Annotated in this window: 3 protein-coding genes; 2 read left to right on the forward strand and 1 reads right to left on the reverse strand. The window is 69.8% G+C overall.

Annotated features, from left to right (window positions below):
- The coding region (locus AC2W7M_RS20250) for a DUF2497 domain-containing protein (RefSeq protein ID WP_486134419.1) at window positions 1-253 on the forward strand (253 nt) is incomplete at its 5' end.
- A gap of 272 nt (window positions 254-525) precedes the next feature.
- Here AC2W7M_RS20250 and AC2W7M_RS20255 read toward each other — a convergent pair.
- Entirely contained in the window at window positions 526-1,005 is a 480-nt protein-coding gene (locus tag AC2W7M_RS20255) for a hypothetical protein (RefSeq protein ID WP_486134421.1), read from the reverse strand.
- A gap of 248 nt (window positions 1,006-1,253) precedes the next feature.
- Between AC2W7M_RS20255 and AC2W7M_RS20260 the strand changes: the two genes are divergently transcribed.
- On the forward strand, window positions 1,254-4,043 hold the full coding sequence (locus AC2W7M_RS20260) for a valine--tRNA ligase (RefSeq protein ID WP_486134423.1): 2,790 nt from the start codon (window positions 1,254-1,256) through the stop codon (window positions 4,041-4,043).
- Window positions 4,044-4,572: the final 529 nt, after the last annotated feature.

Below are 4,572 nucleotides of genomic sequence, written 5' to 3' on the forward strand. Positions count from 1 at the left end.
GGCGAGGCCGATGCGCCGGCGTCCGCGGGGCGCCGCAAGGACTTGCTTTTCGCCGGCCGCCGATGCCGCCATCGCCTCCTCGCTGAGCGCGCTGGGCGACCTGGTGCTGCCGCAGCGCGACCGCACGGTGGAGGACCTCGTGAAGGAAATCCTGCGGCCGATGCTGAAGGACTGGCTGGACGAGAACCTGCCCCAGCTTGTCGAGCAACTGGTGCGCGCCGAGATCGAGCGCGTGGTGCGCTCCGGCCGCTGAGCGCCCCAGGCGCATTGACGGACCATCTGGTGCGGTGCCATGTCGGGGCAGCCTTGCTCCCCGCGCTCCGCCGTGCCCGGCCTCGGGTCGGGAATCCACGCCGCGCCGGCGACGCCCCAACGGGGAGGCCTGAGCCGCGCCGCCGGGCGGGGATGGCCGCGACAAGCCGGCCACACGGCATGTCCCTGACCGCGCGCCCCGAGCTGTAAACATGGACGCAGCCGCACGGGGCAGAACCACGGCAGGGCCTCGGCAACGTGCTCGATGCAGCCCTACCTCTTGATCTCCACCAGCAGCACCCAGGCCTCGGCGGCCGCCTTGACGATGGACAGCACTTGGGCGGCGGCGATCCAGTAGATGCCGCTGCCGTCGCCGCGCATTAGCAGCACGCCGCCGACGAGATAGGGCAGCGCCGCCAGCTCGAACAGCACCAGGTTCATGCCGACCACGAGGCGCGAGCGCTTCTCGCTCGCCGCATTGGTGATGCAGATGTAGCTTCCGACGATGAACAGCGGCGTCGCCGCCGCAACCACGAGAAGCCCGTGGGTCAAAAGGCCCAGCCCCGGCATCAGGAACACCAGGGACAGCATGGTCGCCACCAGCAGCAGCGCCAGCGCCAGGAGCGCCCGGCTGGCAAGGCCGCTCGCTGCGAGGATGCGCTCCAGGTTCAGCGACAGGCCCACGAACAGCAAGCCGAGCAGCGCCGAGGCGCCGCCCACCATCGCCGCGAAGAAGTCCCCCCACGCGTCCATCGCCCCGCCCCGAACCGCGCCGCTGCTCGCCGCGCCGCCGCGTAAGGAATAGAGCATCGGTGCCCGCCGCCGTCCATGGCGCGGCGTCGCAGAATTGCGGCGGCGGGCCCTACGCCGGGCGGGCCAGCGGCGGCGCGGTTGACGCCGCCCCTGCCATGCGGCTTTAACGCCGCCTGAGATTTCAATCGTGTCCGCGCGCCGCTCCTGCGGCCGCCCGGCCGCCGCATCAGGTTCCGGAGCCTCCGTCCATGCTCGAGAAGATCTTCGATCCCGCCTCCGTGGAGGCGCGCATCGCCAAGGCCTGGGAGGACGAGGGCGCGTTCCGCTGCGGCCGGGCGGACCGCAAGGACCAGCCGGGCTTCTCCATCGTCATCCCGCCGCCCAACGTCACCGGCTCGCTGCACATGGGCCACGCGCTCAACAACACGCTGCAGGATGTGCTGGCGCGCTTCGAGCGCATGCGCGGCAAGGACGTGCTCTGGCAGCCTGGCACCGACCATGCGGGCATCGCCACGCAGATGGTGGTGGAGCGCCAGCTCATGGCGCAGCAATTGCCCGGCCGGCGCGACATGGGCCGCGCCGCCTTCATCGAGAAGGTGTGGGCCTGGAAGGCGGAATCGGGCGGCACCATCGTCGGCCAGCTGAAGCGGCTCGGCGCCTCGTGCGACTGGTCGCGCGAGCGCTTCACCATGGACGAGGGGCTCTCGCGCGCGGTCCTGAAAGTGTTCGTGCAGCTCTATCGCGAAGGGCTGATCTACAAGGACAAGCGCCTGGTCAACTGGGACCCGAAGCTCGTCACCGCCATCTCGGACCTGGAGGTCCAGCAGGTGGAGACCAAGGGCCATCTCTGGCACCTGCGCTATCCCATCGAGGGCGAGAAGGACCGCTTCATCGTCGTCGCCACCACGCGGCCCGAGACCATGCTCGGCGACACGGCGGTGGCCGTGCATCCGGACGACGAGCGCTATCGCGACCTGATCGGCAAGCATGTCATCCTGCCGCTGGTGGGCCGGCGCATCCCCATCGTGGCGGATGAATATTCCGATCCCGAGAAGGGCTCCGGCGCGGTGAAGATCACCCCGGCGCACGATTTCAACGACTTCGAGGTGGGCCGGCGGCACGATCTGCCGATGATCAACGTGCTCGACGCCGAGGCGCGCATCGACGTGCAGGGCATCCTCGACGATTATGCCGAGCGGCCCGAAGCCTATGTGGACGCGCCCGATGCCGCCGGCGTGCTCTCGCATCTCAAGGGCATGGACCGCTTCGCGGCGCGCAAGCACATCGTCGACCTGCTCACCTCGCTGGAACTGGTCGAGACCATCGAGCCGCACCCCCACATGGTGCCGCATGGCGACCGCTCCGGCGTCGTCATCGAGCCCTGGCTGACCGACCAGTGGTACGTGGACGCCAAGACCCTGGCCCAGCCGGCGCTCGCCGCGGTGCGCGACGGGCGCACCCGCTTCGTGCCCAAGAACTGGGAGAAGACCTATTTCGAGTGGCTGGAGAACATTCAGCCCTGGTGCATCTCGCGCCAGCTCTGGTGGGGCCACCAGATCCCGGCCTGGTACGACCCGTTCGGAAACGTCTTCGTGGCCGAGGACGAGGACGAGGCGTTCGAGCAGGCCATCGCCCACAATGTCGGCAATGAGAGCCTCTCGCCCGAGGACGCCGAGGTGCTGATCCAGGACGCCGACCGGCGCGCCCAGTTCCTCACCCGCGACGAGGACGTGCTGGACACCTGGTTCTCGTCCGCGCTTTGGCCGTTCTCCACCATGGGCTGGCCGGACGAGACCGCCGAGCTCAAGAAGTTCTACCCTACCTCGGTCCTGGTGACGGGCTTCGACATCATCTTCTTCTGGGTCGCCCGGATGATGATGATGGGGATGCACTTCATGGACGGCGAAGTGCCGTTCAAGGACGTCTACATCCACGCCCTCGTCCGCGACGAGAAGGGGGCGAAGATGTCGAAGTCCAAGGGCAACGTCATCGATCCGCTCGACCTCGTGGACCAGTTCGGCGCCGACGCGCTGCGCTTCACGCTCGCCGCCATGGCGGCGCAGGGCCGCGACATCAAGCTCGCCACCTCGCGCGTCGAGGGCTACCGCAACTTCGCGACCAAGCTCTGGAACGCCGTGCGGTTCGCGCAGATGAACGGCTGCGGGCGCAAAGCGGACTTCGATCCGGCCAAGGTGGAAGGCTCGCTGAACCGCTGGATCATCGGCGAGGCGGCGCGCGCCGCACGCGAGGTGTCCGAGGCGATCCTCGCCTATCGCTTCAACGAGGCGGCGGGTGCGGTCTACCGCTTCATCTGGAACGTGGTGTGCGACTGGCACCTGGAACTGGCGAAGCCCGTGCTCTCCGGCCCCGACAGCGCCGCCAAGGATGAGACGCGCGCTACCACGGCCTATGTGCTCGACGTCGCCATGGCGCTGCTGCATCCCTTCATGCCCTTCCTGACCGAGGAATTGTGGGCCGAGACCGGCAAGGACGGCCCGCCGCGCGCCGGCCTGCTGGCGCTTGCGCCTTGGCCGGACCTCTCCGGCCTCGACGCGCCGGACGCCGAGGCGGAAGTGGGCTGGGTGGTGGACCTCGTCACCGAGATCCGCTCGGTGCGGGCCGAGATGAACGTGCCGGCCGGCGCCCAGATTCCGCTGGTCCTGGTGAGCCCCGGCGCCTCGACGGAGATCCGGGCCGCCGAATGGGGCGATTCCATCCGCCGCCTGGCCCGCCTGTCCGAGATCACGCTGGCGGATGCCGTGCCGGCCAGTTCGGTGCAGATGGTGGTGCGTGGCGAGGTGGTGGCGCTGCCGCTCGCCGGCGTGGTCGACCTCTCCGCCGAGCTGGCGCGCCTGCGCAGGGAGGAAGGCCGGCTCGACCAGGAGGTCGCCCGCATCGACGCAAAGCTTTCCAACGAGAGCTTCGTCGCCCGCGCGCCGGAAGAGGTGGTGGAGGCCGAGCGCGAGAAGCGCGAGGAATATCTCGGCCGCAAGGAGAAGGTCCGCGCCGCCATCGCCCAGCTTTCGGGCGCCGCCTGAGGCCGCGCGCCGGGGCGAGACCAGCCCCGGCTGACGGTGGGGCCGCCGTCACAAGTGTGTGACGGCAAAGCCACAGCCGGGCGCATTCGCGGCGCCGGCCGCCGCCGCCGGCCCATGCGCCGCGAAGCCGCCACAAAACCCCATGAAACCAATCGGCAACACGCGAGCGGTGTGTGTATCCCGGATGTCTTCCGGCCGCCGCGTTCATGGTGGGTCCGTATGGGCGGCGTGATCATCAAGGCGACTAGGCCCGGTTTGGGGGCCGATCTGAGCGGGTTCCGCCGTGGGGCAGCCGCAACGCGGCCGCTCCGTGGCCCCGATATTGCCGCCCGGCCGGGCAGGATCTGGCCATGATGTCGGTCGATCGTTTTCCCAGCGCAAGCGGATGCCCCGCTCCGTGGCGCGCACCCTGCGCGTCGGCGTGGCCGCCTGTGCCGTGGCGTTCCTGGCGCAGGCGCCGGTCGCCGCGTCGATGGCACCCCCGACACCAATCCCCTCGGCACCGGTCGCCACCCGCCCGCTCACCCCG

The sequence above is a fragment of the Xanthobacter sp. BG11Y11_SDJG genome (genome assembly GCF_057364445.1).

Coding starts and splice junctions, on each gene's coding strand:
- AC2W7M_RS20255 (WP_486134421.1), bottom strand. CDS start 1,005: ATGGACGCGTGGGGGGACTTCTTCGCGGCGATGGTGGGCGGCGCCTCG.
- AC2W7M_RS20260 (WP_486134423.1), top strand. CDS start 1,254: ATGCTCGAGAAGATCTTCGATCCCGCCTCCGTGGAGGCGCGCATCGCC.